25 protein-coding genes are annotated in these 25,359 nt (G+C 61.9%); 9 read left to right on the top strand and 16 right to left on the bottom strand.

Going from position 1 to position 25,359, the window contains the following annotated elements; genetic code table 11:
• Both ACQ7C1_RS25335 and ACQ7C1_RS25340 read right to left on the bottom strand, forming a co-directional pair.
• Positions 1-261 (bottom strand): hypothetical protein (locus ACQ7C1_RS25335; RefSeq protein WP_430960259.1); only part of this gene is annotated, 261 nt, incomplete at its 3' end.
• Between the two features lie 68 nt (positions 262-329).
• A complete protein-coding gene (locus ACQ7C1_RS25340; RefSeq protein WP_430960260.1) occupies positions 330-695 on the bottom strand; it encodes an SDR family NAD(P)-dependent oxidoreductase in 366 nt (121 codons plus the stop codon).
• Positions 696-1,050: 355 nt separating this feature from the next.
• Here ACQ7C1_RS25340 and ACQ7C1_RS25345 point away from each other — a divergent pair, with 355 nt between their 5' ends.
• From ACQ7C1_RS25345 to ACQ7C1_RS25385, 9 genes are all read left to right on the top strand, one after another.
• Positions 1,051-1,665 (top strand): cupin domain-containing protein, encoded by a 615-nt coding sequence (locus ACQ7C1_RS25345; protein ID WP_097600263.1) that lies wholly within the window; start codon positions 1,051-1,053, stop codon positions 1,663-1,665.
• A gap of 136 nt (positions 1,666-1,801) precedes the next feature.
• Positions 1,802-2,743, top strand: coding sequence for an ABC transporter substrate-binding protein (locus ACQ7C1_RS25350; RefSeq protein ID WP_183704906.1), 942 nt, complete (start codon positions 1,802-1,804; stop codon positions 2,741-2,743).
• Between the two features lie 70 nt (positions 2,744-2,813).
• Entirely contained in the window at positions 2,814-3,611 is a 798-nt protein-coding gene (locus ACQ7C1_RS25355) for an ATP-binding cassette domain-containing protein (protein ID WP_097600231.1), read from the top strand.
• Positions 3,608-4,618 carry an ABC transporter permease gene (locus tag ACQ7C1_RS25360; protein ID WP_221157344.1) on the top strand — a complete coding sequence of 337 codons (1,011 nt, stop codon included), beginning with the start codon at positions 3,608-3,610 and terminating at the stop codon, positions 4,616-4,618. Before ACQ7C1_RS25355 ends, ACQ7C1_RS25360 begins: the two co-directional genes overlap by 4 nt.
• A gap of 3 nt (positions 4,619-4,621) precedes the next feature.
• The gene (locus tag ACQ7C1_RS25365) at positions 4,622-5,713 is read left to right on the top strand and encodes a phosphotriesterase family protein (protein WP_430960261.1); all 1,092 of its coding nucleotides are present in this window, start codon (positions 4,622-4,624) and stop codon (positions 5,711-5,713) included.
• Positions 5,714-5,741: 28 nt separating this feature from the next.
• Positions 5,742-6,506, top strand: a complete 765-nt coding sequence (locus ACQ7C1_RS25370) for a glutamine amidotransferase (protein WP_430960262.1) — start codon at positions 5,742-5,744, stop codon at positions 6,504-6,506.
• A gap of 18 nt (positions 6,507-6,524) precedes the next feature.
• Entirely contained in the window at positions 6,525-7,430 is a 906-nt protein-coding gene (locus ACQ7C1_RS25375) for a ribokinase (RefSeq protein WP_430960263.1), read from the top strand.
• A 5-nt stretch (positions 7,431-7,435) separates the two neighbouring features.
• Positions 7,436-8,269, top strand: a complete 834-nt coding sequence (locus ACQ7C1_RS25380) for a BtpA/SgcQ family protein (RefSeq protein ID WP_221140754.1) — start codon at positions 7,436-7,438, stop codon at positions 8,267-8,269.
• Entirely contained in the window at positions 8,266-9,504 is a 1,239-nt protein-coding gene (locus tag ACQ7C1_RS25385) for a Zn-dependent hydrolase (protein WP_430960264.1), read from the top strand. Before ACQ7C1_RS25380 ends, ACQ7C1_RS25385 begins: the two co-directional genes overlap by 4 nt.
• Before the next feature lie 253 nt (positions 9,505-9,757).
• Here the strand turns inward: ACQ7C1_RS25385 and ACQ7C1_RS25390 are convergent, their stop codons facing one another.
• From ACQ7C1_RS25390 to ACQ7C1_RS25455, 14 genes are all read right to left on the bottom strand, one after another.
• Positions 9,758-10,828, bottom strand: a complete 1,071-nt coding sequence (locus tag ACQ7C1_RS25390; protein ID WP_430960265.1) for an ABC transporter ATP-binding protein — start codon at positions 10,826-10,828, stop codon at positions 9,758-9,760.
• Positions 10,829-10,839: 11 nt separating this feature from the next.
• The gene (locus ACQ7C1_RS25395) at positions 10,840-12,360 is read right to left on the bottom strand and encodes a DUF5060 domain-containing protein (RefSeq protein WP_430960266.1); all 1,521 of its coding nucleotides are present in this window, start codon (positions 12,358-12,360) and stop codon (positions 10,840-10,842) included.
• Positions 12,361-12,390: 30 nt separating this feature from the next.
• Entirely contained in the window at positions 12,391-13,218 is an 828-nt protein-coding gene (locus ACQ7C1_RS25400) for a carbohydrate ABC transporter permease (protein WP_430960324.1), read from the bottom strand.
• Between the two features lie 53 nt (positions 13,219-13,271).
• Positions 13,272-14,171, bottom strand: a complete 900-nt coding sequence (locus ACQ7C1_RS25405; protein WP_430960267.1) for a carbohydrate ABC transporter permease — start codon at positions 14,169-14,171, stop codon at positions 13,272-13,274.
• 88 nt (positions 14,172-14,259) lie between these two features.
• On the bottom strand, positions 14,260-15,513 hold the full coding sequence (locus ACQ7C1_RS25410; protein WP_430960268.1) for an ABC transporter substrate-binding protein: 1,254 nt from the start codon (positions 15,511-15,513) through the stop codon (positions 14,260-14,262).
• Positions 15,514-15,584: 71 nt separating this feature from the next.
• Positions 15,585-16,229: a dihydroxyacetone kinase subunit DhaL gene (dhaL, locus tag ACQ7C1_RS25415; protein ID WP_430960269.1), complete on the bottom strand. Its 645-nt coding sequence runs from the start codon at positions 16,227-16,229 to the stop codon at positions 15,585-15,587.
• A gap of 3 nt (positions 16,230-16,232) precedes the next feature.
• Positions 16,233-17,237 carry a dihydroxyacetone kinase subunit DhaK gene (locus ACQ7C1_RS25420; RefSeq protein ID WP_430960270.1) on the bottom strand — a complete coding sequence of 335 codons (1,005 nt, stop codon included), beginning with the start codon at positions 17,235-17,237 and terminating at the stop codon, positions 16,233-16,235.
• 55 nt (positions 17,238-17,292) lie between these two features.
• Positions 17,293-19,140, bottom strand: a complete 1,848-nt coding sequence (gene apnL, locus ACQ7C1_RS25425; RefSeq protein ID WP_430960271.1) for a D-apionate lactonase — start codon at positions 19,138-19,140, stop codon at positions 17,293-17,295.
• On the bottom strand, positions 19,137-20,171 hold the full coding sequence (locus ACQ7C1_RS25430) for a Gfo/Idh/MocA family protein (protein WP_430960272.1): 1,035 nt from the start codon (positions 20,169-20,171) through the stop codon (positions 19,137-19,139). Before ACQ7C1_RS25430 ends, apnL begins: the two co-directional genes overlap by 4 nt.
• A gap of 1 nt (position 20,172) precedes the next feature.
• Positions 20,173-21,234 (bottom strand): ABC transporter permease, encoded by a 1,062-nt coding sequence (locus ACQ7C1_RS25435; protein WP_430960273.1) that lies wholly within the window; start codon positions 21,232-21,234, stop codon positions 20,173-20,175.
• Complete coding sequence (locus ACQ7C1_RS25440) at positions 21,231-22,781, bottom strand: sugar ABC transporter ATP-binding protein (RefSeq protein WP_430960274.1); 1,551 nt, start codon at positions 22,779-22,781, stop codon at positions 21,231-21,233. Before ACQ7C1_RS25440 ends, ACQ7C1_RS25435 begins: the two co-directional genes overlap by 4 nt.
• Positions 22,778-23,422: a DUF2291 family protein gene (locus tag ACQ7C1_RS25445; RefSeq protein WP_430960275.1), complete on the bottom strand. Its 645-nt coding sequence runs from the start codon at positions 23,420-23,422 to the stop codon at positions 22,778-22,780. Before ACQ7C1_RS25445 ends, ACQ7C1_RS25440 begins: the two co-directional genes overlap by 4 nt.
• Before the next feature lie 74 nt (positions 23,423-23,496).
• Positions 23,497-24,438: a D-ribose ABC transporter substrate-binding protein gene (locus ACQ7C1_RS25450; RefSeq protein WP_430960276.1), complete on the bottom strand. Its 942-nt coding sequence runs from the start codon at positions 24,436-24,438 to the stop codon at positions 23,497-23,499.
• A gap of 77 nt (positions 24,439-24,515) precedes the next feature.
• Entirely contained in the window at positions 24,516-25,343 is an 828-nt protein-coding gene (locus ACQ7C1_RS25455) for a phosphogluconate dehydrogenase C-terminal domain-containing protein (protein WP_430960277.1), read from the bottom strand.
• Positions 25,344-25,359 lie beyond the last annotated feature (16 nt).

Consider the following 25,359-nt stretch of genomic DNA (forward strand, 5'->3'; position numbering starts at 1 on the left):
ATGTTGTCTGATCGCGCCAAGCCGGACTAACGCATATCCGACGCCACCAATCTGAATCAAAAGGTCTGCTCTCATTTCTCTATCGGTGACCACCTTAATTTTGGTCCATTTGTCTACCTTGGTATCGAGCGGGAGAGGCAATCCTTCTCGCAGCAGGAGGGTAAGCTCAGGTGCTCTTTCCGACTTATAGATACAAATCCTCATCGAACGGAACCTTAACTGCACAGGTTTGTGACAGCTATATTGCAGTGCGTTATTCATTATTGCAATGCCGCAAAGCCATTCTGTGCAATGTGCCGAGGTTATGTTCCCGTACTCCTGTCCATCTACTACCGCTTCTTCCGGCTATGCGTATGAGCAAGCGCTGCCTTGACATCCGCCGCGCTGCGCCTTGCGACCAGAAAACGCGCCCCTGAGGTTGGTGCCGATGATCTTGTCCCAATTTGCTCATCGATCTCGAGCGAGGGAGATACCTGTTCGTACCCGGCATTATCGACAAGGATATCGACAGCGCCAGCGATGTTTTCGAACTTGCTTAGCGTTTCGTCGATGGACGAAATATTTGTCACATCCTGGGCGCCCGTGATACGGGTCCTGCCAAGGGCTTCGATACTCGCTTTAGTTTCGATTAGCGAAACTTGATCGCGCCGTACGCAAATAACGGCACCCGCTTCGGCAAGCGCCAGCGCAATCATTGGCCCATGCCGCGGCTCGCTCCAGTCACAACTGCCACTCTTCCTGCCAGATCGAACATCGTATTGGCCATGATGATCCCCTTGTTTTTGCGGGATAGAACCACCGTTCAACAATAATGTCTATACATGTACTAACAAAAAAGGGACATTCCGATTAGTCGACATTATAATCAGAAATCCCGGTCGGCAGCATGTTCACGCCGTCTGGCCCAAGCATTGTCGTCACTTTTGTTTGATAGCCTTGCTCCACGCAAGCAGGCCTAACGTTCTACGCCTAAAGCATCCTAACTGGACAGCGCTTGCCTGAAGGATTTATGATTGTGGCACCGATCAATGCGATGCTTCTAACATGAATATGGTCAAGCCGCCTTTGCCGTCCGAAAGCAACCGAGAGGACAAGGTCCAATCGAATCCGGTGCGGCTTGGTGCACGCCTCAAGCTTGCGCGGCAGACGCGCGGCTTGACGTTGAAGGCACTGGCGCTGGCTGCGGATTGTTCAGAAAGCCTGCTGTCCAAGATCGAAAACGGCAAAGCTTCGCCCTCGTTGCCCATGCTGCACCGGCTGGTGCAGGCGCTGGATTCCAATATCGGCTGGATGTTCGAGGAGACGGATGCCGATGAGGGGGTGGTATTTCGCGCTGGCACGCGACCGCTGATCTCGCTCGATCCGCTGCGGCGCGGCGAGGGCATATCGCTGGAGCGCATCATTCCCTATTCACAGGGCCATCTGCTCCAGTGCAACATTCACCATATCGATGTGGGCGGCGAGAGCGCCGGGCCGATCCAGCATGTCGGCGAGGAAGTGGGCTACGTTCTCGTCGGCGAGATCGAACTGATGATCGGCGATAAGACCTTTCGTCTGGCCGCCGGAGACAGTTTCGTTTTCAATTCCGAACTGGCCCATTGGTATCGCAATGTCGGAAATCAGCGTGCCTCGATTTTCTGGGTAAATACCCCGGCAACATTCTGATTTTACTCAGGAAAAGTTACGATTTAACTTTTGTGATTGCTTGCATTCAAGTGACTTGACAAGAATTCAAGTCACTTGAATAATGCCCCCTGTAAATTCTGTTGCCGCCAGCGGCTTCTAACAAGGGGAACCTAAAATGGGTCGGACCAAATATCTTCTCGGCTGCGCTGCAGCTGCAGCCATGACGCTTTCCATGGCCGTTTCCAGCGCCTTTGCCGATACATTCGCGCTCGTCACCATCAACCAGCAGGCACTGTTCTTCAACCAGATCAATGACGGTGCCAACGCCGCAGCCAAGGCTGCAGGCGCCGATCTCGTGATCTTCAACGCCAACAATGTGCCCGCGGCGCAGAACGATGCGATCGAAACCTACATCACGCAGAAGGTCGACGGCATCATTCTGGTTGCCATCGATGTCAACGGCGTAAAGCCGGCCATCACTGCTGCTAAGAATGCCGGCATTCCGGTCATCGCCATCGATGCGCAGATTCCGGAAGGCGACAACATCGCCTTCGTCGGTGTCGACAACACCGCAGCTGGCGCCGAGATCGGCAAGTTCTTCTCCGATTATGTGAAGAGCGACATGGGTGGTGCTGCAAAAGTCGGCGTCGTCGGCGCGCTCAACTCCTTCATCCAGAACCAGCGCCTTGATGGCTTCAAGGCAGCCGTGGGTAAGGGCGGCCAGAAGGTTGAGTTCTTGAATACCGTTGACGGCCAGAACGTGCAGGACGTTGCGCTGTCGGCCGCTGAAAACCTGATGACCGCCAATCCCGACATGACGGCACTCTACGCGACCGGCGAGCCGGCGCTGCTCGGCGCGGTATCCGCCGTTGCCAGCCAGGGCCGCGGTGATAGCATCAAGGTCTTCGGCTGGGATCTGACGAAATCCGCCATCGATGGCATCGACCAGGGCTTCGTGACGGCAGTGATCCAGCAGGATCCTGCCGGTGAGGGCAAGGCCGCGGTCGAGGCGCTCGTCAAGGTCAAGAAGGGTGAAAAGATCGAGCCGATCATCAACGTGCCGGTCACCATCGTCACCAAGGCGAACGTCGATCAGTATCGCGAAATGTTCAAGTAAGCCGAACTGCCGCCGCCGCCCGGCCTGACGATCAGGCTGGGCGGCCGGATTTCCTGCAAGGGCATTGAATATGACCGACACGCAAGTCAGCCGCGTCCGCATGACCGGCATTTCCAAGCGCTACGGCGCTCTGCAATCGCTCGACAACGCCTCACTCGACCTGAAGCCCGGGGAAGTTCTCGGTCTGGTGGGTGACAACGGCGCGGGCAAGTCTACCATCAGCAAGGTTCTCTCCGGCGCGGTGATCCCCGATGCCGGCACCATCGAGATCGATGGCAGGGAGGTTGCCTTCACCTCCCCGGCGGATGCGCGCGCAGCTCGTATCGAGATGGTCTACCAGGACCTGGCGCTCTGCGACACGATCGATGTCGCCGGCAATCTCTTCCTTGGTCGCGAGCCGAAACGACGGATAGCCGGCGTGCCGATGCTCGACAAGAAACTGATGCACGAGCGGGCGCGCGACATGCTCTCCAATCTCGGCATCGTCATTCCCGATACGCGCATGAAGGTGGAAAACCTTTCGGGTGGCCAGCGCCAGTCCATCGCCATCGGTCGCGCCGCATCCTTCAATCCGTCTGTGCTCATCATGGACGAGCCGACCGCGGCACTCGCCGTCGCCGAGGTGGAGGCGGTGCTCGAACTCATCCGCACCGTCTCGCAACGCGGCGTGTCCGTCATCCTGATCACGCACCGTCTGCAGGATCTGTTCCTCGTCTGCGACCGCATTCAGGTCATGTACGAGGGCCGAAATGTCGCCGAACGCCGGATCGAGGACACCAATATCGAGGACGTCGTCAATCTCATCGTCGGGCGAAAATTTGCCGCCCGGTCCGCAGGCCATAACCGGGAAAAGGGCGTCTCCGCATGAGTTCCGAACCCAACGCCTATGCCAGCCATCCGCCCCGCATGCGCGAGGCAACGATCCTCGACAAGGTCGTGGCCAATGGCGGCGTCATGTCGATCGCGCTGTTCTTCGTCGTCTGTTGCCTGTTCTTTGCGGTGACGACCGATGCCTTCCTGACCGCGCCAAACCTTCTCAACGTCATCCGGCAGTCCGCCCCGCTGCTCATCGTTGCAGCCGCCATGACCTTCGTGATCACGACGGGCGGCATCGATCTTTCGGTCGGCTCTGTTCTCGCCTTGACGGCCACGCTTTCGGCGGCGGCCCTTCAGGCTGGTGTTCCCTGGCCGCTGGCTATCCTGCTGATGCTGCTTCTCGGCGGCCTTGTGGGTGTTATTCAGGGCTACTTCATCGCCTATGAGCGTATCCCCGCCTTCATCGTCACGCTTGCCGGTCTTTCCGTGATCCGTGGTTTTGCGCTGCTGATCACCGGCGGCTATTCGATCCCGATCGAGCCGACCAGCCCTTTCGTGGCGCTTGGCCGCGCCTGGGTGTTCGGCATTCCCGCTCCAGCGCTGATCGCCATCGTCATCCTCGCCGTCGCCTACATCGCATTCAACGAAACCCATTTCGGTCGTTACGTCACGGGCGTCGGCGCCAATGCCGAGGCGACACGGCGGGCAGGCGTCAACACGCGCCGGGTCATCCTCTGGGTCTATGTGCTCTCGGGTACGGCGGCGGCCGCCGCTGGCGTCATCCTCTCCGCCCGTCTCGGTTCCGGCTCCTCGAATGCGGGACAGGGCTTCGAGCTCGATGTCATCGCAGCCGTCGTACTTGGTGGCACCAGCCTCTTCGGCGGACGCGGCTCTCTCGTGGGGACGGTGCTCGGTGCGCTCACCGTCGCGGTGCTCGCAAACGGCCTTATCCTCTCGCACCTCTCGCCCTTCTTCACACCGATCGTCACCGGCTTCATTATCCTCGTCGCGATCTGGCTGAATTTCCGCCTGTTCCGCGGCGGCGCAAAGGGGCGCTGAAAAATGCTCGATGATCTCTTCAAGGACGCGCCGAAAGCGCGCCATCCCATCGGGGTGAATTCCGGCGCCGCCATGACCGTCACCGGCCCCGTGCCGGTGGAGGATCTCGGCGTAACGCTGATGCACGAGCACATCTTCCTTGATGGCGCGACCAGCTGGATCTGCCCCTGCCATCCGAACGAAAAGGCAATCGCCGAACAGAAGGTCTCGATCGAAATCATCGGCGAGTTGCGCATGAACCCCTATATGAACCGGGACAATGTCTCGCTCGACGACGGGGATCTGGCGCTTGGGGAGCTCAAGCGGTTTCAGGCGCTCGGCGGCTGTACCGTGGTCGAAACGACCAATTTCGGCATCGGTCGTGATGCGGCAGGACTTGCCCGCATCGCGCGCATGTCGGGGCTGCGGATCATCATGGGCACCGGCTTCTATCTGGAGCACACCCATCCCGACTGGCTGAAAGCCATGGACGTCGATGCGGTGACGCAGTTCATCGTCGATGATGTCGGTGGCGGCGAGACGCAGCCCGAGATCATGGCCGGCATTATCGGTGAGGTTGGCGTCAGCCGGAATTTCACCGCCGAGGAGGAGAAGTCGCTTCGTGCTTCGGCGCGGGCGTCGCGCATCACCGGCCTGCCGCTCTCCATCCATCTGCCGGGCTGGGAGCGTCTGGCGCATCGCGTGCTCGATCTGGTGGAGGAGGAGGGAGCCGATCTGCGCCATACCGTTCTTTGCCACATGAACCCCAGCCACGACGATCTCGACTACCAGATGGCGCTGGCACGGCGCGGCGCCTTCCTGGAATACGACATGATCGGCATGGATTATTACTATGCCGATCAGAACGCACAGTCACCCTCCGATGAGGAGAATGCCCGCGCCATTGCCACCCTCGTCGAAAAAGGTTTCGGCGACCGGCTGCTGCTGTCGCAGGATGTGTTCCTGAAGATCATGCTGACTCGCTACGGCGGATTTGGCTACGGCTACATCCTCAAGCACTTCCTGCCCCGGCTGAAGCGCCACGGTGTCGATCAGGCGGCCATCGACCGCATGCTGATCGACAACCCGAAATCCGTCTTTTCCGCCATCGCCTAAGCGCTGGCCCATCGTTCAAGGAGTTTCCATGACCAAGAAAAAAGTGCTGCTCGCCGGCGAATCCTGGGTATCGACTGCCACCCACATCAAGGGTTTCGACCAGTTCCCGACCGTGACCTACCACACCGGCGCGGACGAATTGCTGAAGGCCCTGAAGGATAGCCCCTTCGACGTTACCTTCATGCCGGCGCACGAGGCGCAGAAGGAGTTTCCGAGCACGCTCGAAGGCCTTCAGGCCTATGATGCCGTCGTGCTTTCGGATATCGGCGCCAACACGCTGCTTCTGCATCCCGATACCTGGGTCCACTCGCGCCGGACGCCCAACCGCCTGAAATTGCTGCGCGACTACGTTGCCCAGGGCGGTGCGCTCCTGATGTTCGGTGGCTATTATTCGTTCCAGGGCATCAATGGCGGCGCGCGCTTCCGCAATACCGCGGTCGAAGAAGTGCTGCCGGTGGCCTGCCTTCCCGTCGATGATCGTGTCGAGGTGCCGGAGGGCTTTACGCCGGTTGTTTCGGGCGATGCTTCGCATCCGATCCTTTCGGGCATTTCCGGCGAGTTCCCTTATCTGCTTGGCTTCAACGAAGTGACGCTGAAGGAAGGGGCAAACCAGCTCATGACCGTTTCCTCGGAATATGGTTCGTTGCCGCTGCTCGTCACGGGGACCTACGGCGAAGGCCGTACGCTCGTCTGGACGTCGGATGTCGGCCCGCACTGGCTGCCGCCGGAATTCATCGCCTGGCCGGGCTACAAGACCCTGTTCGAGCAGATGCTCGCCTGGGCAACGGACTGAACGGAAGGTCTTGGAGCCATGACCATCCATGTCGTCGGCAATGTCTGCGTCGATGCGAGCTTTCGCCTGGAGCGGCTGCCGCAGCCGGGCGAAACACTGAACGCAACGGCTGCCGGCGAAGGCCTCGGCGGCAAGGGGGCAAACCAGGCCGTCGCTGCCGCCCGGACAGGGGCGTCGGTCACGCTCTGGGCGCCTCTGGGACGGGACGCGGCCGGCGACGGGATGGAAAGCCTGCTTTCCTCGGAGATTTCCGACCTGCGCCTCTCGCGTCTGGACCTGCCCAGCGACCGCTCGGTGATCCTGATCGATCGGTATGGCGAGAATGTCATCATTACCGCCGCCGCCTGCGCCGAGGCGTTCAATCCGCTGACGATGTGCCCGCTCGCATCGACCTGGAGCGCCGGAGACATGTTGCTGATGCAGGGCAATCTTGGCGCCGATGTAACGGTGCAGTGCTTGGAGGCAGCGCGGAGGGCCGGGCTTTTCACCGTTCTCAATCCGAGCCCGCTTGCTTCCGATGCGCCGGATCTTTCGGCGGTGTCACTGCTGATCATCAATCGACCGGAGGCCGAAGCCTTGACCGGCGAAACCTCTGCTGACCGCGCTGCCGACCGCCTGCGCGTGAGGGGCGCAACCACCGTCATCGTAACGCTCGGTTCGGAGGGCGCCCTCGTTCTGGACGCCTCTTCCCGGCTCCACATCCCGGCCGAAAAACGCGAAGCCGTGGATGCCAGCGGCGCCGGGGATTGCTTTGCCGGAACGTTGGCCGGACTTCTTGCGCAGCGTGCGACGCTTGCCGATGCTGCGAGACTTGCAACACGGGCGGCGGGTACCGCGGTCGGCCGTGCCGGTACGCTCGCCTCTTTCCCCACCTCGGCAGAGCTAGCCGCCCTTACAAAGACATTGAAACTGGAAAACGTGTGATCGCCATGAGCAACCCTATCGGACGGCAGGACAAAGACACACTGAGGACGCTTTTCGGGCGCGACAAGCCGGTGATCGGTGTGGTGCATCTGATGCCATTGCCGGGGGCGCCACGCTATGACGATGAAGGCGTCGAGACGATCTACGAGCGCGGTCTTTCAGATGCACGCGCCTACCTTTCGGGCGGCTGCGACGCTGTCATCGTCGAGAACCACGGCGATGTTCCGTTTGCCAAGCCTGATGATATCGGCCCCGAGACATCAGCGCATATGGCCGTTGTCGCGGATCGCATCCGCCGCGAGCTCGGTCGCCCGATCGGCATCAATGTGCTCGCCAATGCGGCGATCCCGGCGCTTGCCATCGCGTCTGCCTCGTCAGCATCCTTCATTCGCGTCAACCAGTGGGCCAATGCCTATATTGCGAACGAGGGGTTTGTGGAGGGAGAATCGGCACGCGCCATGCGCTACCGTGCCCATCTTCGCGCCCGTGGCGTCCGCATCTTTGCCGATGCCCACGTCAAGCATGGGGCGCATGCCATCGTGGCGGATCGGCCGGTCGAAGAACAGGTCAAGGATCTCGTCTTCTTCGATGCCGATGTCGTCATCGCCACCGGCCAGCGCACCGGCCACGCCGCCGATCTCGGTTATATCAGCATGATCAAGGAGGCGGCGTCGCTGCCTACACTGGTGGGCAGCGGCGTCACGCATGATAATGCCAACGATATTCTGTCCGTCGCGGACGGCGTGATCATAGCAAGCGCCCTTAAATACGATGGCGTCTGGTGGAATGCGGTTGAGCTCGAGCGGGTCAAGCGGTTCATTACAGGCCTTGGCCGATGACCCGGAAGCCGGATGTCAACGCCGCGCGCCTGCTCGCGTCTGTCGCCGATTTCGCAGCGATCGGCGCGACGCTTGCCGGTGGTGTCAACAGGCAGGCTTTGAGCATCGAAGACCGTGCGGCGCGCCGGTTGCTCGCTGAGCGAGCGCTTGCCCGCGGCTTCACCGTCTTCCAGGATGATATCGCCAATCTGTTCATTCGACGGGAGGGCCGGGATGCTTCCCTGCCACCAATCCTCATCGGCAGCCACCTCGACAGCCAGCCGACTGGTGGCCGTTTCGATGGCGCTCTCGGCACGCTCAGTGCTTTCGAGGTGCTCGAAGCGCTGAGCGACGCCGGCATCGAAACCGACCGTGCCGTCGAAGTCGTCGCCTTCACCAATGAGGAAGGTAGCCGCTATTCGCCGGGTTGCATGGGATCCATGGCCTTTGCGGGGGTAGGAACTATGGCGGACTGGGAGCCAATACATGCGACGGACGGCCCGCAGCTGGCCGATGAGCTGGCGGCAACGCTCGCAGCACTGCCTGAAGCTGCGTTGCGACCAACAGGCCATGCTATTTCCGCCTTTGTCGAACTGCATATCGAACAGGGCCCGATCCTCGAGCAGGAGGACGTGCCCATCGGTGTCGTCACGGCGGTGCAGGGCACGAAATGGCTTGAAGTTGTCTTCTCCGGTGTGGCCGCGCATGCCGGCACGACGCCGCTTGAATTCCGCAAGGACCCCATGGGTGCGGCAGCCGCCGCAATCGCAAGCCTTCAATCGGCGGTCATGCCTGCGGACCCCGAGGCACGGCTGACGGTTGGCCGCATTACTGCCGAGCCAGGTTCCATCAACGTTATCCCCCGTTCTGTTACCTTCACCGTCGATATCCGCCATCCGGACGCCGCTATCCTTGCTGCGATGGACCAGCATGTGCGAAAGGAATGCGAGGCCGCTGGCGCCCGCTGGGACTGTGACGTTAGCGTCAGCCAGCGCGTCAACATGGCGCCAGGCCGCTTTTCACCAGCCATTACAGGGGCAATTGAGAAGGCCTGCAAAGCTCTCGGTCTCAAGAGCCGCCAAATGGTTTCCGGTGCTTTTCACGATGCGCTGTTCATAAACCGCGTAGCTCCAACAGCCATGATCTTTGTTCCTTGTCGCCATGGCATCAGCCATAACGAGGCGGAGTTCGTAACTGACGCGCATATGATTTCAGGTGCCCGGGTGTTACTCAACGTGGTCGAAGCGCTGGGCTAGCGCCTATCGTTGTTTCGTAGATGGAGACCTTTGGATTGAATCGCCCAACGCTCCCCGAGAGTTAGGTATGCGGATTGTCGGCCTTAAATTGATGTCCGAGGGTTCGCATCTTTTCAAGAGCAGGGGCATCGACTTTTAGCGACAGTCAGTTCTGGTAGCTATCTTACATGCAATGAACCCGGACGCTGTAGCTGAGCCGACACCCTGAGCGGAAGAAGATCTTAGATACTACCGTAGAATCCTCGCTGGCATGTTACGCTTCGAGGCGCTGTTGAGTCTGCTGGTCGAAAAAATGAACCTTTGGGCTACTGAAGGACAGTTTTACGCGCTGCTCTGGAGCGAGCTCGACGCGTTCACGGACTACCCAAGTTACCTCCTTGCCCTCTACCTCCACGGCAACATGCGTCTCTGAACCTGTTGGTTCGACCACCCTCACAATCGCGTCCACGCCGTCTTCACCGCCGAGAGCGATGTCCTCCGGACGAATTCCGAGCACCAGCGGCCTGCCCGCCGAGGCACCCGGAGCGTGCGAGAGGTCTATCCGCGAGCCGCCTGCGAGGGTCAGCGCGGGACTGCCAGAGTTTCGCAAGGTTCCCTCCAGGAAGTTCATGGCTGGGGATCCAAGAAAGCCTGCGACGAATACGTTCCGGGGGCGATCATACAGCTCGAGTGGGCTGCCGATCTGCTCCACGCGGCCGCCATGTAGCACGACGATCTTGTCGGCCATGGTCATGGCTTCGATCTGGTCGTGGGTGACGTAGACGATCGTGGTCTTCAGCCGCTGGTGCAGCGCCTTGATCTCGGCGCGCATCTTGACGCGCAGCTTAGCGTCGAGGTTGGAGAGCGGCTCATCGAAGAGGAAGACCTTCGGATCTCGCACGATGGCGCGGCCCATGGCGACGCGCTGCCGCTGGCCGCCGGAAAGCTGGGCCGGCCTACGGTCGAGCAGCGGCTGCAGGCCGAGAATGGCCGCAGCCTCGCCCACCTTCCTGTCGATCTCAGGGCGTTTGGCGCCGGCGAGTTCCAGCGCGAAGCCCATATTCTGGGAGACAGTCATCTGCGGATAGAGCGCGTAGTTCTGGAAGACCATCGCGATGTCGCGGTCCTTGGGCTGGAGATTGTTCACCACCCGCCCGTCGATGCTGATCTCGCCGTCGCTGATGTCTTCGAGCCCGGCGATCATGCGCAGCAAGGTCGATTTGCCGCAGCCGGAGGGGCCGACGAGAATGGTGAATTCGCCATCGGCGATCTCGACGTCGACGCCGTGAATGATATCGACCGGGCCGAAGGACTTCTTGACGTTTCTGATGCTCAAGCCAGACATGAACTTCTCCTTCAGCGCTTCCTGCGGACGCGCAGTGCCTGGTGCGGCTTGCGCGGGATCTTGACGCCAAATGCCGCATCCGGTTTGCCGCCGCGCACCACCGAGCCATGGCGCGTCGGATGCGGAACTGGTGCCGCCACCTTTTCGGCCGGCGTGATCGTCATCTCCCAGGTGTCGATGATATCGACATCGTAATCGTCGCCGTCGACCGGCAGGCCGGTGGACCAGATCACCGGCTGATGCTCACCGAAATAGATCAGCCGGAAATCGCCGTCGCCGTCACGCGCGCCCGACACGCGCGACCAGGGCCATTCGCCGATGACGCCCATCGGTTCGAGCCCGTGCTTGACGTCGGCTTCCAGCAGGTCGCGCAGGAAGCCGATGCGCTTCCATGCTTCGCCGCGCAGCTCGCCGCCCTTCGCCCACCAGATCAGGTCCTCGGGATGGGAATAGGTCTCGCCATGGCCGGCATAACCGCCGCGCGCCATGGTGATCCAGAAGCGGTTCACGAGTTCCTGGGCGTGGAGATTGCCCCAGGACTGCAGGATGTCGCCCTCATATTCCGGCTCGTCGTTGACGACGGGCTTGCCATAGGCATTGCGCCATTCCTGAGTCCGCTTGACGTCGGGGTTCTGAATGCAGCTATGCGTCACCCACGGCTTGCGATGATCGAAATTGGCCGTCACATCGCCATTGTGGATGGAACGCAGGTGCTGGTAGGGGTCGTTCTCTTCCAGGATGTGGAAGTAGCGGTCCCATTGCTCCATCGGCTTCGTGTCGATCAGGAAGTCATATTCATTGGCGAGCGACCACCAGACGTTCCGATAGGCGGCAAGGCGGGCGGCGAGATATTCGACATAGCGGAAATCCTGCTCCGCAGACATGTCGGCATAGCCCCAGCGGTCATAGGGGTGGAAGATGATGATATCGGCCTCGATGCCGAGGTCGCAGAGTGCTGAAACCTGCTTTTCGAAGTGCTGGAATGCGGCCGGGTTCGGACGGTCGAAGTCTTCCTTCCCGTCCGCTCCGCGTTCGAAGCAGGCATGCAGCGGCTCGTTGACGTTGTAGGGATAATCCTTCGGGAAAACGCCCATGCGCAGCTTGTTGAAGCGCGCCTTCTCAAGCGTCGCCAGCGTCTGCTTCTGCATGTCGAGCGGCTGGTGCGTCCAGGCATAGCAGGTCGTTCCGAAAGAGAGGAACGGCGTGCCGTCGGCATAGGCGAAGTGGAATTTATTGCGCACGCGCACCGGGCCGTGATTGCCTGGCGAAGGTGCGGTCGCCGTCAATGCGCCGCTCTTGCCGTCGAGGGCTGCCGTCCTGGAGCGCGTCCTGAACGACCACTCGCCTTCTGTATCGGGCATGAAGCGGATACGGTAGGTGCCGTTGCCGTCATAGAAGCCCGGCACACGGACCTCGCGGCTCTTATGGGTGAAGACGGCATCGAATGCCACGTCGAGATAGGGATTGCCGCCGGCAGGCCCTTCGAAGGAGGCCTCGAACACACCCCATTTTTCGACTGTTGCATCGGACATTCTGTCTCTCCTCGTAAAATGATTTCGCGATCAGCCCTTGACGGCGCCGGAGGTGAGGCCGGAGACGAAGTAGCGCTGGAACATGAGATAGACGAGCGTCGCCGGCAGCACGGTCATGACGATCGCGGCATTGAGCTGGCCGTAATTGCTGGAAAACTGCCCCTGGAAGGACATGAGCCCGAGCGGCAGCGTCCACATGTGCTGATCCTGCAGCAGCACCAGCGCCATGGCGAATTCGTTCCAGGTGGAGACGAAATCGAGGATGAGCAGTGCGGCGAGCACGGGCAGGCACACCGGCAGGAAGATCCGGCGGAAGATGGTGAAGTGGCTTGCCCCGTCGATCAGCGCCGCTTCCGAAAGCTCCTTCGGAATGCTCCTGAAGAAGCCGTGCAGGATGAAAACCTGATAGGGAACGCCGAAGGCGATATAGGGAAGGATGACGCCGGGATAGGTATCGATCAGGCCGAAGGAATTGACGAGCGTGAAGAGCGGCGCAAGCATCACCTGGAAGGGGATCATCGTGCCGAAGACGACGAGCAGCAGCAGGGCCTTGGTGGCCTTCAGCCTGATCTTGGCAAGCGCATAGGCGGCCATCGCCGACAGGAACAGGCCGAGCGGCACCTTGATGACGGTGATGATGACGCTGTTGAAGAAGGAGTTGGCGAAGTTGCCGCGGCTCCAGGCAGCGCTGTAGTTTTCGAAGGCGAGCTCGGCCGGCGGCATGAAGGCGCCGGTGCTCGTCACCGCCGCCGGCGTCTTCAGCGAGGTGAAGACGATAAAGACGAAGGGTGCTACCCAGACGAGGGCGACGAGGACGAGGGCGATCCAGAGACCGATCCGAACGGGATCGCGCTTCATCGACGACGGCCGCACTTCGAGGTGCACGGCGGTGTGGTCGCTCGATACTGCCGTCACGATTCCACCTCCTCGTGCTTCTGGGTCCATCTGAGATAGGGAATGACGACGGCCATGGTGATCATCAGCAGCACGACGGAGATGGCCGCGCCCCGGCCGAAATCGAAGATCTGCATGGCCTGCGTGAAGGCCCAGAGCGCCAGCATTTGGGTGGACTGGGCCGGGCCGCCGCCGGTGAGGCCATAGACGATGTCGAAGGCCTTCAGCGACGAGATGATCGAAAGAACGAGAACGATGGTGATCGTCGGGCGCAGGGCCGGCAGCGTCACGTGCTTGAATACCGCCCAGCGGCCGGCGCCATCGATGCGCGCCGCTTCGACCAGCGTCTGGGAAACGTTCTGCAGGCCCGCCAGGAACAGCACCATCGAAAAGCCGACCGTCTGCCAGAGATAGGCGACGAAGACGGAATAGAGAGCGATATCCTTATTCCCAAGCCAGTCCTTGATCCAGCCCTGCATGCCCCAGGAGGTCAAGAGCTGGGCGAACAGGCCGAAGAATGGATCGTACATCCACTTCCACATGGTGGCGACGGCAATCGGCGCGATGATGACCGGCAGGTAGAAGATGGCGCGCAGGCCGTTGCGGCCGAAGATCTTCTGGTTGAGGCTGAGCGCCAGGAGCAGCCCGACCATTGGCGGGAAGAGCAGGCTCATCACGGTCCAGATCACCGTGTTGCGGAAAGCCACCCAGAAGACCGGATCGCGGGTAAAGATCGCCGAATAGTTGGCAATGCCGACGAATTGCCGGTTCGGATCGAGCCCGTTCCATTTCTGAAAGCTCAGGATCACGACATTGATCATCGGGTAGAGCGCGAAGACTGCATAGATCGCCAGCGCCGGCACGAGCAGAATGAGCGCTTGCATGCGCGGATCATGTGTCGATTGTCGAAGTGACATGCTTTCCTCCTGGCAATGCAAGCCGCCGCCAGCTCCTGAGAGAATGTGCCAGCCGATCGAGGCTCGACCGACTGGCGCTTGGGAGGAATCAGCTTCTGCCGGCGATGAAGCTCTGCAGCTGCTTGGCCGCCTCGGCCGGCTCGGTGTTGCCGGAAGCGACGTCATTGATGACGCGGAAATATTCCGTCGTCACATCGAGCGGGAAGGCCTGGTCGCCGTTCATGTAGACCTTGCCATACTTCTGGAAGATGCCCAGCCATTCCGCTTCGAGCGGCTTCTGATTGGCATATTGCACGTTCTTGTTGACGGAGGTCGAGCTCAGCTGGCCGAGCAGATCCTGCTGCACCTTCGTCGACAGGAAGTAGTCGAGGAATTTCGCGGCGATGTCGGGGTTCTTGCTCTTGGTGCTGATGTAATTGTACTCGGCGAAGCCGTAGAGGCGCTCGGTATTGGTGGGGAAGGGGAAGATGCCGTAATCGTCGAGATTGGCGCCCGAGCCGTTGAGCTGGCTGACCAGCCAGTCGCCTTCGAGCATCATCGCCGCCCGGCCCGCGGTGAAGAGGCTGTAGGACTGTTTGTTGTCGATGCCCATGAAGGGCTGCAGCGTGTAGTCCTTGGTCCATTTGGCGAATTCCGCGAAGGAGTCGGTCGCGCAGGGCTCCTTGGTCCAGTCGAGCGTCATCGCCTTCAGCGCATCGTGCTTTTCGGCGCCGCACTTGGTTTCGAGAATGACGTCCATCAGGCGCATGACGTGCCAGTTGACCGTGCCGCCGAAGGTGAAGGCGGGAATGCCGGCGGTCTTCAGCTTCTCGGCCGTGGCGAGAAGCTCGTCATAGGTCTTCGGCTCTTCGGTGATGCCTGCCTGCTCGAAGAGCTTCTTGTTGTAATAGACGGCTTCGCCCTTGAAGGTGAAGGGAACGCCGTGCTTGCCGCCGGGATAGAGATCGGCGAAAGCGGCTGCCGACGGCAGCAGTTCGTCGGTCCACTTATATTCGGTGTAATACTTGTCGAGGGGCAGGGAGAGGCCGGCCTTCACATATTCGCCGCCGAGGCCGAGACCCGCCCAGCTGAAATAGATGTCAGGCCCCTTGTCGGAGCCGGCAGCGACGCGCAGCGCCGTCTTGTGCTCGTCGACGGCGCGCTGAACGATCTCGACGTGCGTTCCGGGGTTTGTCGCTTCGAAATCCGAAGCAACCTTCTTCAGCGCCGTATTGGCGGCATTATTGTCGAAGTTGAGGGTCCAGAGCGTGATGTCTTCGGCAAGAACCGGCGTCGCGGCGAAAGACGCCATGGCGATCGCGACGATGCTCGCAGTCTTCAATTTCGCGGAAAGGGTCAGCATTACCGTCCTCCTCTTGTAAAGCCGGGCCCCTTGTCGCAGGTAATCATTTACATGTCAACTGGTATGATGAGCTAACCATCATGCTGAGCGAATTTTGCAATCGCGGCGATAAAGATGGCGGCCGATGCCGCGCCGGGATCGATGTGCCCGATCACGCGGTCCCCCAGCCGCGACGCGCGGCCCTTGGCGGCCACCATATCCCTCGTCGCTTCGCAGCCCTGGCGCGCAGCTCGCTCTGCCAGATCGAAGCATTGGAAGAGGGAGGCTCCCGCTGCCCAGGCATCAGACGCCGCGTCGGCCGCGGGCTTCCAGGCATCGACCATGGTCTTTTCGCCCGGTTCCGCCTTGCCGCGATCCCGGATGCCCTCAGCCATCGCCGCAAATGCGTGCACGAATTCCTCGTCGCTGAGGTCGGACTTGTCCTTGACGGCGGCTCCGGCGCGCATGAAGGCTGTGGCATAGAGCGGGCCGGATGACGCGCCGACCGCATTCAGGAACGCTTTCGCCGCCGCGTTTAAGGCGGCTGTCGGCGCAGTCTTCGCGGGGTCGAGCGCGCCGACCGCCCTGGCCGCCGCATCGCAGCCCGCGTCCATGGCAAGGCCGTGATCGCCGTCGCCGATGGCGCCGTCCAGCTCGCAGAGATGGTCGCGATGCGCCGCAATATCCTCGGCGATCAGGACAAACAGGCGCTGCAGGTCTTTGGTGGTGATTGCCATCGATCACCTCCTGAACATGGCGCAATCGCAGGGATGGTCGATCAGCCGCCGAAGCTCGTCGTCGAGATGCATCAGCGTGATCGAGGCGCCGGCCATTTCGAGCGATGTGCAGTAATTGCCGACGAGCGACGTATGGATGATGAGCCCGGCCGCATCGAGCCGCGCCTTGACGCGCCGCATCATGATGTAGAGCTCCATCATCGGCGTCGAGCCGAGCGAATTGACGAGCACCGCGACGCGATCGCCTCGCTCCGCCGTCATCTCCCTCAGAAGATTGTCCATGAGCTCGTCGGTCACGGCGTCGGCTGATTTCAGCGGACCGCGGGCCGTGCCCGGCTCGCCATGGATGCCCATGCCGATCTCCATTTCGTCCTCGCCGATCTGGAAGTTCGGTTTCAATGTCTGGGGCAGCGAGCAGGGGGAGAGCGCAACACCCATCGTATAGGTTCGCGCATTGGCGTGGCGGGCGGCGCGCTCGACGTCGTCGAAGGAATAGAGAAGATCGCAGGCAGCGCCTGCGGTCTTGAAGATGAAGACATTGCCGGCCACGCCGCGCCGCTTCTCCCTCTGATTGGAAGGGGCAGAGGCCACATCGTCGGTCGAAAGCACGGTGCGCACCTCGATATCGTCGAGCGCCAGCATCTCGGCGGCCATATCGAAGTTCATGACGTCGCCGGCATAATTGCCGTACATGAAGAGCACGCCAGCGCCGCCGTCGACCGCCTTGGCACAGGCCATGATCGGATCGGGCGGCGGCGAGGCGAAGACATTGCCGATTGCGGCCGCATCGGCGAGCCCCCTGCCGACATAGCCGAGAAAGGTCGGCTCGTGGCCGGAGCCGCCGCCGATGACCAGCCCGACCTTGCCTTTGCGCGGCCCGTTTCTGGCGATGATGGCGCGCGGCATGCCTTCTACCGCGTAGAGGTGCTCGGGATGCGCCGCGAGAACGCCTAGCAGCATTTCGTCGACCGCATCCGCGCCTGCATTGATAAGCTTCTTCGTCTTCACGCCGATCCTCCCAGAACGAGCTCCGACTGCATAGATGCGGCGGCCGCGCCGGAGGTCAATCCGCCAGCGGCAAGACCACGGTCGCGAAGGGCGCGAGCAGCACCTCCTTGCCCAAAGCGCCGCCATCGACCCTCCGCTCTTCGCCCGTCAGATTGACGATGTGAAGCCTGGCGCCTGCGGCGTCCCGCGCAACGAATGACAGGACCTCGGAAGGCGAGGAGGAGCTGCATTCCTGCCAGGACGCGCCCGACAACCTGGACAAAATGCACACGGTGTTGAAGAGCGGCCGTCGCCCGCCTTGCTCGGTCGGCTCGCCGGGGCCGGCGATCAGGCCGAACGGGCCGGTCAAGGCCGAGAGCGTCAGGCATTCGAGACCGGCGTCCAGCACGCGGATGGCGTAGCCGAGCGCGAAGGCCTCGGCAAAGCGGCCATTGTGGCGCGGATCGCGGTTGGCCATCGGGATGCGCCCGCCGGACGGATTATCCATCGTGCGGCTGCCATAGGGGTTCTGCCGCATCGGGATGGTGGACGGGCCGATCCGGTAGGGCTTGTCGCCGTAGATGGAGCGGACGGATCGCGTGATGAAAGGCAGCGCTTCCAATGTCTGCATGACGCTGAGATCGTCGGCCGCATGCACGATCGGATTGGTGCAGTGGCTGACGAAATCGATCTCGCCCGCCGGCACGCGCTTGCGGTTGAGCTCGGTGAAATAACTCAGCATACCGCCGCCGATGCGGATGCCGGGAAAGGCGGCGTGCGCCGCGGCATAGATTTCCTCGAGGGGAGGGCAGTCCGGCCATTGGCTGCCGGGCGGCGTCGATTGCCGGTCGACGGAAGGCGAAATTAGGATTGTGTCCGGCCGGAGGCCCGCGCTCTGCATCTGGCGGGCGATCTTGGCCGCCTCGCTTGCCGGTGACGATTTGCACGGAAGGGCGATCTCCAGCGTCGAGCGGCCGCGACGGGCAGCAGCGGTTGCGGCAAATTTCTTCAGCGCTTCGACGCCGTGGCCGGCATCGGGATCGAAATGGAAGAGAAGCTCGAGTGGCGCGATTTCCGCCAGCAGGGACCGGGCCGAAAGCGTCGCATCGGCCTCGTCGGGTGTCACGATCACACCGATATCTGGCATGGTGCCGATCCGCGTTCCCAGTTCGAGGCGGATCGCTCCACCCGGCGTCATCGCCGCAGAGCGTTGCCCCGAACGGCCGGTGTCCCTGATGACGAGCGAAGTTTTCTGCCGGACGGATTGGCCGGCGGGAATCTGATAGGGCCAAGGCAGGGCGAGCGGCCGGACATAGGTCTTGTATGAGGCATCGGACCAGTTCCGCTGGTCCTCCATTTCGAACGTGTCGCCCTCCATCCGGCATTCGGCCGTAACCCCGGGCATGACGTCATGGGTGATTGCGCGCATGTCCTTGAACGGCTGCCAGGGCTCGATGAGATCGGGAAAACGCGTAGCGACAATGCGGCCGTCGACATGCTCAACCGTCGCCGGCGAACCGGCGACGCCGACGATCGGATGCAGGATGCAGAAGCCGCAGCGGTTGGTCTCGAATCCGGTCTCGGTGATGGCTTCGGCATCGAAGTCGAGGCGTCCCCCATCTCCAGTAATGCGCACGTCGATTACGAGCCTGGACTCACGGGGTCCTTCGCAGCAGGCCTGGTAGGAGACTTCGAAACGGTCGCCGCTTTGCTCGATCCTGAGATCGGCAATCTCGGGGCTGTAGGTGCCCCAGTCACGGTCGCGAACGAGATAGGAGATCGCCCGCAACACCTCGATCCCGCCGTAGCGGATGGAGCGGAGATTGCCGTCGGCGAGATCGGCCGTCAGCTTTCGGGCCGTCAGGCGAACCGGCGGCTTCTCCGGAGCGCGGGTGCCGTAAAGCTGGAAGGCATCGGCCGTCATCGCAGCATCGCCCTAACGTCGATTGTCTTCCCCTGCGCAGCGCTGTCGTAGGCGGCTTCGACGAGGGCGAAGGTCTTCAAATTATCGGCCCCGGAGGTTGAGTGCTCCGCGCCGCGCATGAGCTGATCGACCCAATGCTGCTCTATCGCAAAGACGCTCTCCTGGATGTTGTGCCAGGGCCGCGAGGCCCAGGATAGCAGCTTCGGCGAGACATCCATTGTCGTGGTGCCTTTGCCGTTGGCGATTTCGAGACTGTAGCCCTGGCTCAGGCGGATCGTACCCTCGGAGCCGTCGAGTTCGATCAACGTCTGGGGGAATGGCTCCTTGGAGAGCTTCGTGGCGTAGCTGACGTCGACGACCGAGGTGGCGCCGTTTTCATGATCGAGCAGAATGGTCGCGACGTCTTCGCCCTTGATCCGGGGATTGACTCGCTTCGTGCGGGCCGTGAGCGCGCTGACGTCGCCGAGGATATAGCGGGCGATGTCGAGCGTATGAATGCCGAGATCCTCGATGATGAAGCGCTCGCCTTCGGCGAGATAGGGCTGGCCGGAGAAGACGTCGTAGCCCGAGCGGAAGGAGAATCGGCCCCAGAAGGGCGTACCGATGGCGCCGGCGTCGAGCGCCTTGCGCACCGCCTGGACCGGTGTCTGCCAGCGAAAATTCTCGTGCACCATCAGGGCGACGCCGGCCTTGCGGCAGGCTTCGACCATCGCCTTCGCATCCGCCAGCGTCCTGGCGAAGGGCTTCTGGCAGATGGCCGGCACTTTGTTGCGGGCGGCCATCTCCACCAGGGCACGGTGGCTCTGGACCGTTGTGGCGATATCGACGAAATCGAAGCCGCCATCGGCAAACATCGCCTCGGCATCACCGTAGCGGCGCTCGACGCCGAACTGGTCGCCGACGATCTTGAGCCTTTCCGGATCGCGGTCGCAGATCGCGACGATGCTGGCGCCTTCGACGTCTTTCCAGGCGTGCATCTGGTTGATCGCGAAGAAGCCGCAGCCGATCAGGGCGCCTTTCAATTCGGACATGTCAGCCTGCCTTTGCCATCTGCATGAGGGTGACGCGCTGCTGCAGGCGCCGCTGCGCCTGGTCGACGACCACGGCGATGATGATGACGAGGCCCTTGATGACCATCTGCCAGAAGGAGGAGACGCCCATCATGACGAGCCCGTCGGAGAGAATGCCGATGACGAATGCGCCGATGATCGTGCCGCCGATCGTGCCGCGGCCGCCCGACATCGAGGTGCCGCCGAGTACCGCTGCGGCGATCGCATTGAGCTCGAAGCTTTCGCCGGTCGCGGGATGCGCGGCCATCAGCTCGGAGGAGATGACGACGCCGACGACCGCCGCGCAAAGGCCGGAGAACATGTAGACGAAGATTTTCACCGCATCGACGCGGATGCCGGACATGCGCGCCGCTCGCTCATTGCCGCCGACGGCGAAGATGTGGCGGCCGATCGGCGTCGAGCGGGCGACATAGGCTGCCGCAAGCGCCAGCACGATCAGGATCCAGATCGACACCGGCAGGCCGAGGATGCGTCCCGCGCCGAAGAAATCGAAGCCGGTCGTGGCATATTCGGGCCGGCCGACGAGGTTCGGAAAGGTCTGACCATCCGACGACAGCAACGCCAGACCGCGGGCGATATAGAGCGTGCCGAGCGTGGCGATGAAGGGCGCGACGTTGAGCTTGGTGATCAACAGGCCGTTGATCAGGCCGATGACGAGGCCGATCGACAGCGTGATCAGCACGATCTCGAAGAGGTTGAAATAGATCGTGTAGCCGATCGGCAGTTCGATGCCATAGAGGATCAGCCCGCCGGCGACCATGCCGCACAGGCCGACGATCGAGCCGACCGAGAGGTCGATGCCGCCGGTGATGATGACGAAGGTCATGCCCATCGCCAGGAAGGCATTCAGCGCCACATGTTTCGACATCAGGATCATGTTCGCGGTCGAGGTGAAGTTCGGCGCGAAGATCGCAAAGAAGATGATGACGGCGAAAAGCGCGATGAAGGTCCTGAGCTTCATCAGCGTCAGAAGCGCCGAGCCGTTGGCGCCCTTCGGCGCAAGAGTGGAGGTTGCCGCCATCATGACGCGAGTTTCCCTTGATGTCCGTGTCCCTTGGCCGAAGCCGCGATGATGGCCTCTTCCGTCGCCTCGCTCCTGTCGAAGACGGCGACGAGCTGGCCGTTGCTCAAGACCGCGATGCGATCGGAAAGCGCCATGACCTCTTCGAGGTCGGAGGTTGAAAACAATATTGCGAGCCCGTTCGCCGCCAGCCGGCGCATGGTGCGGAAGACGTCGGCCTTGGCGCCGACATCGATGCCGCGGCTCGGCTCGTCCATCAGCAGCACCTTAGGATTGGTCATCAGCGCCTTACCGATGACGACCTTCTGCTGATTGCCGCCGGACATCGAGGTGACTTCGAAATCCGGGTTCGGCGCCTTGATCGAGAGATCGCGGATCGCCTCCTGGACGGCGTTCTTCTCCGCACCGCTGTCGATGTGGAACAGCCGGGTGAAGCGGGAAAGGCTCGCGAGCGTCAGGTTGGAGGCGATGGAGAGCACCTGGACCAAGCCTTCGCGCTGCCGGTCTTCCGGAATGAGGGCAAGACCGCGCCGGATGCGCCGTGTCGTATCGCGGGCGCGAACCTCCTTGCCGTCGATGAAGACCTTGCCGGTCGAGTGCATATGGCGGCCGATGACGCATTCGAAGAATTCACTGCGCCCGGCGCCCATGAGGCCGTAGATGCCGAGGATCTCGCCCGATTTGACCGACAGCGAGACGTCGTTGACCGCAAGCCCGCCCGTCGATCGGGGAAGGCTGATATTTTCGGCGCGGAAGACTTCCTTGCCGACCGAATGGGTGACGGATTTGGCAAAATCCTTGGCGTCCGAGCCGATCATCGAACGCACGATCCAGCGCGTGTCGATGTCGCGCACCATGGCATGTCCGGTGATCTGACCGTCGCGCAGTACGGTGATGTAGTCGCCGATCCGCATCAGCTCTTCGAGCCGATGCGAGATATAGACGATCGCCACGCCCTGGGCCTTCAGCTCGGCGATCACCTTGAACAGGATTTCGACTTCGGCGGCTGAAAGCGCCGAGGTCGGCTCGTCCATGATCAGGATTCGGGCATTGAGCGACATCGCCTTGGCGATCTCGACGAGTTGCTGCTGGCCGATTGGCAGGTCCTCGACCATCGTATCGGCCTCGATGCCGGCATCGAGACGCTGCAGAAATTCGTTGGCCTTGGCGATTTGCGCCTTGTGATCGATGCCGAGAAGTCCGCGGGTGATTTCGCGCCGGGCGAAGATATTTTCGGCCACCGACATATTGGCGAAGAGATTGAGCTCCTGGAAGATCATGCCGATGCCGTGCGCCTGCGCCTGGGCCGGGGTGTCGAAGGTGACGGGCTCGCCGTCGAGGATGATGCGGCCGAGCGTCGGGCGCTCGACGCCGGCAATAATCTTCATCAGCGTCGACTTGCCGGCGCCGTTTTCGCCGACGAGCACGTTCACCGCGCCGCGGCGCAGCTCCAGATTGGCGCGCTTGACGGCGACGATGCCGGAATAGACCTTCGACACGTCGTCGAGGCGCAGAATGACATCGTCCTGATGTGCCTCTTGCGCCGTCATGAGCCCACCGTCAGTTCGGAAGGCGTGATCAGCGGAAGCTCGCCGCTTTTCGGCAGCGGGAAGGCGCCGATGACGGTGACCGTCTTGCCGGTCAGGCCATCACGCGGAACGGCGGAGAGAAAGGCTGCATTGGCCTTCTCGTTGAACGCCTTGCCGAATTGCGCCCATTCGATCTGGTTCTTGAATTCATTGAAATTGACGAAATCCAGCGTGTCGCGCAGCGCCGTGCCGCGCAGCGCCGGCCCGATCTGCACCTTCGCATCGGCCTTGCCGTCGCCGTCGGCGTCGACGTCGAGCGTTGCCGCGCGCGAGGCCGTATCGGCTGCCACGACCTTGCCGGTGATCTTCACCGCATAGGTCCAGGGCGAGCTGCTCTGCTTGCGGGGATTGCCGTATTTTTCACCCGCGGCATCGGGGCTCGTGGCAACGAGCTGCATGACATCCTTCAACTCGCCGGCGCGCTTTTCGAAATAGGGCACGACCTGAGGCTGCCAGATCGCCTCGACCTTCGCATTCGGGTCGAAAGCGGTCTTGGCCGCTGCCGCCGCCTTCTCCTCCGCGGTCGGCGTCTTGATGATCTTGCAACCGGGCATAGCCGCCGCCACGACGGCAGCGAGCAGAGCGCCCTTCATTCTCAGCATCCGGGTGAACCTCGAGGTCTTGCAAATCGGATGCAGAGGGCGCGGCTGGCGCACCCTCTGCCAGTCGCGACTGATCAGTTCGTCAGGGCGAAGGTCTCAAGCTTGCCGGCATTGTCGGCATTGATGAGAACGCAGTCCATCAGCTGCTTCTCTTCCTTCGGCGCCGTCTTGTTCTTGATGTAGGCGTCGGCCTGTTCCACAGCGAGCTGCGCCTGGGCGTAGGCCGGCTGCAGGACGGTCGCCTTGATGCCGCCCGACTTGATGGAGTCGCGCACATCGTTGGAGCCGTCGAAGCCGACGACGATCACGTCCTTGCGGCCGGCCGCCTGAAGGGCGGCGATCGCGCCCATGGCCATGGTGTCGTTGCCGGAGATGACGCCCTTGATGTCAGGATTTGCCTGAAGGATGGTCTCCATCTTCGAATAGGCTTCCGTCTGGCTCCAGTTGGCCGACTGCTTGGCGACCGACTTCAGCTCCGGATAATCGTCGATGACGTCATGATAGCCCTGTGAGCGGATGCCGGCATTGGTGTCGGACTCCTTGCCGACGAGCTCGACATAATTGCCATTCTCACCCATCAGCTTGACGAATTCCTGCGCCCCGAGCTGCGCGCCCTGGTAGTTGTTCGAGACGATCTGGGCGACGGCAACGCCGGTCGCATTGATTTCGCGGTCGATCAGGAAGGATGGGATGCCGGCATCCTTGGCCTTCTTGACGGCGGCGACGGAAGCGTCCGCGCCGGCATTGTCGAGGATGATCGCCTTGGCGCCGCGCCCGATCGCCGTATCGATCATTTCCGACTGCTTGTTGGCGTCGTCGTCATGGGTCATGACGAGGGTCTCGTAGCCGAGCTCCTTCGCCTTGGCTTCGGCGCCGACGGCTTCGGCCTTGAAGAAGGGGTTGTCATGCGCCGGCGTGATGATGGCGATGAGATCGGCCGCAAAGGCCGGCATGGACGTTCCGAGCGCCAGTGCGCCGGCGAAAGCTGCAAGTGTCAGTCTGCGCGTCAGTTTCATTCTTTCCTCCCTGTCGTGAATGAAGCCCCGTCTCCTCGGAGCGGTTAAGGGGGAGGGCTTTGCCTCCCCAGGCCGGTTCAGGTGATGCGCCGGATGCTTTCGGCGATCTCCTGCGGTTCGAAAACTTTCTTCCAGTCGTCGCGCATGAGCGCCGGGATGCCGAACTCGATCGCCTTGTTGCAGGCATCTGAGAAGACGCCGTCGACCTCCTTGAAGATGACCGCGCCGAGCACGTTCATATGGCCGAGCAGGAAGTCGCGGGCGGCCTGTTCCGGCACGCCGCGCGCCACGCATTCATCCATGGCCTGGCGCATGATGACGAGAAGCGATGCGCAGACGGTTTCCGAAAGGCCGGGTTCCAGCATGGCGAGCTGCTCGACCGTGACGCGGTGCGAGCGCATGACCGGCGCCCAGATGATCCTGGCGATTTCCTCGCCGAGCGCGTAGGCGCTGTCGGGGCCCTGCATCAGCGCCGAGACGATGTGCTGCTTGGCGAAGAGGCCGCCGAAATGATCCTTCTTGGCCTGCATGTCCGTTTCGTCGTTGAAGATCGGCGGATGGCAGGGATGGGTGACGAAATAGGTGAGGTCGTCCCGCTTCGGCAGGTGGCCGGCAAAGGGTGCCGCGGCATCTAGAGCCACGACCATGGTGCCGGGCGCAAGCTTGTCGACGATGCCGGCCGCGACCTTGCCGATCGCCGTATCCGGCACAGCGAGGATGACCACGTCGGCGCCGTCGAGGGCGGCATCGACCGGCACGCAGTCGAGGCCGAGATCGTTCTTCAGGCGAGCCTTGCCGGCGTCGCTCACCTCGACATGGCGCACTTGGAAGCGCGAGCCCTCGAGATTCTTGGCAAGCCGGTATCCCATTTTGCCGCCGGCGCCGAAGAGAGCAATCTTGGTCATGTTTTCCTCACCTTTT

Source organism: Rhizobium sp. Nf11,1 (assembly GCF_050587665.1).
In the GTDB taxonomy this organism is placed as follows: Bacteria; Pseudomonadota; Alphaproteobacteria; order Rhizobiales; family Rhizobiaceae; genus Rhizobium.